This is a genomic window from Suttonella ornithocola, from assembly GCF_001889065.1.
Taxonomy (GTDB): domain Bacteria; phylum Pseudomonadota; class Gammaproteobacteria; order Cardiobacteriales; family Cardiobacteriaceae; genus Suttonella_A; species Suttonella_A ornithocola.
Map to the genome: position 1 here is coordinate 1 of NZ_LWHB01000165.1, position 4707 is coordinate 4707.

Annotated in this window: 7 protein-coding genes; 1 reads left to right on the plus strand and 6 read right to left on the minus strand. The window is 37.5% G+C overall.

Features of this window, described 5'->3' with window-relative positions; translation table 11 throughout:
* Positions 1 to 47: 47 nt before the first annotated feature.
* From A5N85_RS14745 to A5N85_RS17350, 5 genes are all read right to left on the minus strand, one after another.
* Positions 48 to 416 (minus strand): transposase, encoded by a 369-nt coding sequence (locus A5N85_RS14745; protein WP_346243180.1) that lies wholly within the window; start codon positions 414 to 416, stop codon positions 48 to 50.
* Positions 417 to 562: 146 nt separating this feature from the next.
* Entirely contained in the window at positions 563 to 727 is a 165-nt protein-coding gene (locus A5N85_RS17810; protein ID WP_084601771.1) for a transposase, read from the minus strand.
* 265 nt (positions 728 to 992) lie between these two features.
* The gene (gene gap / locus A5N85_RS11650) at positions 993 to 2000 is read right to left on the minus strand and encodes a type I glyceraldehyde-3-phosphate dehydrogenase (protein WP_072577373.1); all 1008 of its coding nucleotides are present in this window, start codon (positions 1998 to 2000) and stop codon (positions 993 to 995) included.
* 143 nt (positions 2001 to 2143) lie between these two features.
* Positions 2144 to 2851 (minus strand): LrgB family protein, encoded by a 708-nt coding sequence (locus tag A5N85_RS11655; protein ID WP_072577374.1) that lies wholly within the window; start codon positions 2849 to 2851, stop codon positions 2144 to 2146.
* Positions 2848 to 3009, minus strand: a complete 162-nt coding sequence (locus A5N85_RS17350; protein WP_245935997.1) for a CidA/LrgA family protein — start codon at positions 3007 to 3009, stop codon at positions 2848 to 2850. The genes A5N85_RS11655 and A5N85_RS17350 overlap by 4 nt, the downstream gene beginning before the upstream one ends.
* Positions 3010 to 3266: 257 nt before the next feature.
* Between A5N85_RS17350 and dinB the strand changes: the two genes are divergently transcribed.
* Positions 3267 to 4325, plus strand: a complete 1059-nt coding sequence (gene dinB, locus A5N85_RS11665) for a DNA polymerase IV (RefSeq protein ID WP_072577375.1) — start codon at positions 3267 to 3269, stop codon at positions 4323 to 4325.
* A gap of 132 nt (positions 4326 to 4457) precedes the next feature.
* Here the strand turns inward: dinB and A5N85_RS11670 are convergent, their stop codons facing one another.
* On the minus strand, positions 4458 to 4676 hold the full coding sequence (locus A5N85_RS11670; RefSeq protein ID WP_249023967.1) for a transposase: 219 nt from the start codon (positions 4674 to 4676) through the stop codon (positions 4458 to 4460).
* Positions 4677 to 4707: the final 31 nt, after the last annotated feature.

Below are 4707 nucleotides of genomic sequence, written 5' to 3' on the forward strand. Positions count from 1 at the left end.
TTTGCTTAATCCAAGCCCACATCTTTTCAATAGGATTTAAGTCTGGACTATAAGGGGGGTAACCAAACTATCTCATGCCCATGCTCTTCAATGATTGCTTGAATATCACTGCGTTTATGAAAAGCGGCATTGTCCATGACAATTACACTGTTTTTAGGTAACTCAGGTAACAGTGCTTCTCTCACCCAATGAGAGAAAATATCGCTGTTAATAGAACCATCATATAAGCGTAAGGCAAACAATTCTCCATTGATAATGGCTCCAATCGCATTGCTCTGGTTCTTTAAATGCCAGTTATCACTTCCATGACAAACTTGTCCTTTTGTGCTGTAGCCATAAGGTCTATGAGCAAAGGCTTTAAAACCACATTCATCAAGATAGACTATCGGTTTGTCTTGAGCGGTCTTATCTACTATTTGTTCTTGAAAGTGCTCTCTTTTCTCTGTGTCGGCTTTTGGATGTTGGTTAATCTTTTTTTATGCGTTATAGTGCGATCAGCTAAAAAACAAAACATCCTATAGCCCTTATCTAGCCATTCTGGCGGTAGATAACGTTCTGTTTTTTAGCTGATTTGACTATATTTCACTTTTGCCCACTTCTTCTCAATCAGATTTAAGTCTGGACTGTAGGCTGGTAACCAAAGGATTTGATGCCCTGCATTTTCAATGCGTTCTGATAATTTGAGACCTTTGTAAAAAACAACGAGAATTTTGAAATTTAAAAATATATTAAAATCATGGCGTTATTTTCTACTATAGCTGAATGGGGTTAGCTTGTATATAGCCAACTTCTCAAAAAATGCGTACAACGTTAACTCAATATCTATTTTGAAAGCAGCATCCTATCTCTAAGTGCTGTATGTATTTTTGGGAAGTTGACTATAGTAGTAAAAATTTACGTAAAACGGAATTTTGCAAAGGTCTCTTAAGGTGATTGATAATAAAAAAGCCACGCATAATGCGTAGCTTTTTTATTGGCTAATTAATATTAAATTATTTAATTAGGCTAGCAAAGTATTTAAGTGTACGAACAAGTTGGTTGGTATAAGACATTTCGTTGTCATACCATGCTACTGTTTTAACAAGTTGTTTACCGTTAACATCCATTACTTTTGTTTGGGTAGCATCGAATAATGAACCAAAGTCAATGCCAATGATGTCTGAAGAAACAAGTTCTTCTTCGGTATAGCCGAAAGATTCGTTAGCAGCTGCTTTCATTGCAGCATTGATTTCATCTTTGGTGACATTTTTATCAAGGACGGTAACAAGTTCTGTTAATGAACCAGTTGCTACTGGTACACGTTGTGCGGCACCATCAAGTTTGCCATTAAGCTCAGGAATAACTAGACCAATTGCTTTTGCAGCACCAGTGCTGTTTGGAACGATGTTTTGAGCAGCAGCACGTGCGCGACGTTTATCACCTTTACGATGAGGTGCATCCAGTGTCATTTGGTCGCCAGTGTAAGCGTGGATGGTTGTCATAATTCCTTCAACGATACCAAACTGGTCGTTAAGAACTTTTGCCATTGGCGCTAAGCAGTTTGTTGTGCAAGATGCGCCAGAGATAACGGTTTCGCTTCCATCAAGAATGTCGTGGTTAACATTAAATACAACAGTTTTGATGTCATTACCGCCCGGAGCAGAGATAACGACTTTTTTTGCGCCTGCTTTAATATGTAATTCTGCTTTTTCTTTGCTGGTAAAAAAGCCTGTGCATTCTAATACAACATCTACGCCAAGATCGCCCCATGGAAGCTCTTCTGGGTTAGGTTTAGAGAAAACTTTAATTTCATGACCATTGATAACAATATTGTCGCCTTTAAGTTCGGCAGTGCCATCGAAGCGACCTTGAGTTGTATCGTATTTGAATAGATGAACTAACATATCCGCGGGGGTAAGGTCGTTTATTGCGACGACTTCTAGTCCGTCAACTTTTGTCATTTGACGCATTGCCAAACGACCGATACGACCAAAACCGTTAATTGCGACTTTAATACTCATAGTGTCTCCTAGTTGAGTTAAATTTGACTATATTATTTTATAAAATTTTTTGTGCTTTGGATATAAACTTTATCATTTTGTTTTTAACTGATGTTGGTTATCATATCAAATTTATGTATTCAAAGACATGAAGGCTTACTCATTCATGATTGACCAAATCCCATCCATATAATGAGAAACGGCGTAATAAATGCGGTCAGAATACCATTAAATATAAGTCCAACAGTTGCATACGCAGCAAATTGTTTACTAATGTCTAGACTAGCAGCAATACCCATGGCATGAGAGCCTGTACCTTGCGCCAAAGCTTGGGAAATTGGATTTTTTATCCAACTTCTATGAAGTAACCAATAACCAAAGCTTTGTCCTAATGCGCCTGCAAGAATGACACCAGCGGAAACGATTGCAGGAATTCCATCAATTACTTTGGTAATTTCGAGTGCGATAGGCATCGTAACGGATTTTGCAGCTAATGACATGCTAATTTCTTTTGAAGCCCCCAACCAGTAGGCAAACCACACACCAGAGACAATACCAACAATACTTCCAATAACTTGAGCGCTAATGATTGCTATCCATTGTTTTTTAATTTTTGACCATTGTTGATACAGCGGCACTGCTAGACAAACTACTGCGGGTTGCAGCCAGAAACTGATCAGCCTTCCGGCTTGTTCAAATTCTATATAGCTTACTTGTGTTAGCTTGAGATAAATGATTAGTGTAGCTGTTCCAATTACAACGGGATTGATAATTGCCCAGCCCGTTCGTGAGCGTACTATCAAACATAACCAGTAAATGGTAATCAATAGAAAAAGCAACCAAGGAATAGAGGATAAAAAATGGTAGTTCATTTGTTTTGTCTTTTTCTTGAATAAGTGTGAACTTGTGCGCTAATGATTAAAACTAGTATTGTGCTACTAATGGTACTGATTGTAATTGCCCAAAAGTCTTTGCCAATAATATCCAAATAATCAACTAATGCCACACAAGGAGGAATAAGTAGCAGCATAAGATGCTGAAGTAAATGATCTGAAACAGGTCGAACCCATTCTACTTTTACCCACTGTTTTTTTTAGTAGAAAAAATAATAGTAATAGCCCTAAAATACTTAGCGGTAATTTCCAATGAGTAAAATAGATAATGAGTTCTGCGATAGATAGACACCCAGAAATAATGACGAGTGCTCGAATAATAGCCATACTCTCCTCAATAAATTATAGTTTTATAGATAAAGCGTAACATGATTAAAATTATTATCATAGGATTATGATAAAAAAGATTATCCATATAGATATGGATGCTTATTATGCAGCGATAGAGCAGCGAGATAATCCTAGTTTAAGAGGCAAACCAGTTATTGTTGGTGGAAATCCTAAAAGGCGCGGAGTTGTGGCAACTTGTAGCTATGAAGCGCGCAAATATGGTGTTCGCTCAGCGATGTCAACCGCTTACGCTTTAAGATTATGTCCTCAAGCCATTGTTATTCCACCCAGATTTGAGGTATATAGGCAGATTAGCGAAGACATTCGTCAATTATTTTATGCAGTCACACCTTTGGTAGAACCGCTATCTCTTGATGAAGCGTATTTAGATGTCAGTGAAAGTACTTATCAAAAAGGTTCGGCGACGTTGATTGCAAAAGCGCTAAAGCGGGATATTTTTCAACTTACTGGATTAACGGCATCGGCTGGTGTGTCTTATAACAAAATGCTTGCAAAGATTGCTTCAGATGTTAATAAACCAAACGGTATCCATATTATTTTACCTGAGCAAGCAGAAGCTTTTATTGCAGCATTACCGATAGAGAAAATTCATGGCATTGGGAAATCTACAGCACTAAAAATGCATGGTTTGGGGATTGGTACAGGTAAGGAGTTGAGAGCAGCTGGAGAAAAGCTACTCATTCAACATTTTGGTAAAAAGGGTTTATTTTATTATCAAGTTGCTTGTGGAATAGATTTAAGAGCGGTTAAATCAAAGCGAATACGCAAAAGTATTGGCTCTGAAATAACTTTTGCTTATGACTTAAAAGATGATAAAGATATTATCGAAGCGCTTTTTTTACAAAATTATAAGGCGTTTAGCCTGTTGGCACAAAGAAATTGTTATGCAAAAACGGTCACGATAAAAGTGAAATATTCTGATTTTAGCCAAATCACCCGTAGCCATAGCGTTAGCCCATATTTTTTACATGAGGATAGTGCGAAGGAATGGATTACTCGCTTATATAAAGATAGCCCTAGACAATTGCCGGTGCGTTTAGTTGGTGTGAGTTATAGTGGGTTAATTGAATCGTTTAAACAAAGTCAACCTTCTTTATTTTGAATCAATACATATCTATATAGCTGAACGGGTTTAGCTTACATACAAACTGACGAATCACAGACAGCCAACATCAGTCCGGCAAAACTAGCTAACGCTGTATGCGAGTTAAAGACATTTAGCTATATAGTGCAATCATCTAAAACTCAACCCAATCCAAAGCAGATAAAAGCATAAAGTATCAATACAATCCATCCGCCATTCTTTGCGTATTTGCTTAATCCAAGCCCACATCTTTTCAATAGGATTTAAGTCTGGACTATAAGGGGGTAACCAAACTATCTCATGCCCATGCTCTTCAATGATTGCTTGAATATCACTGCGTTTATGAAAAGCGGACATTGTCCATGACAATTACACTGTTTTTGGTAACTCTAGGTAACAG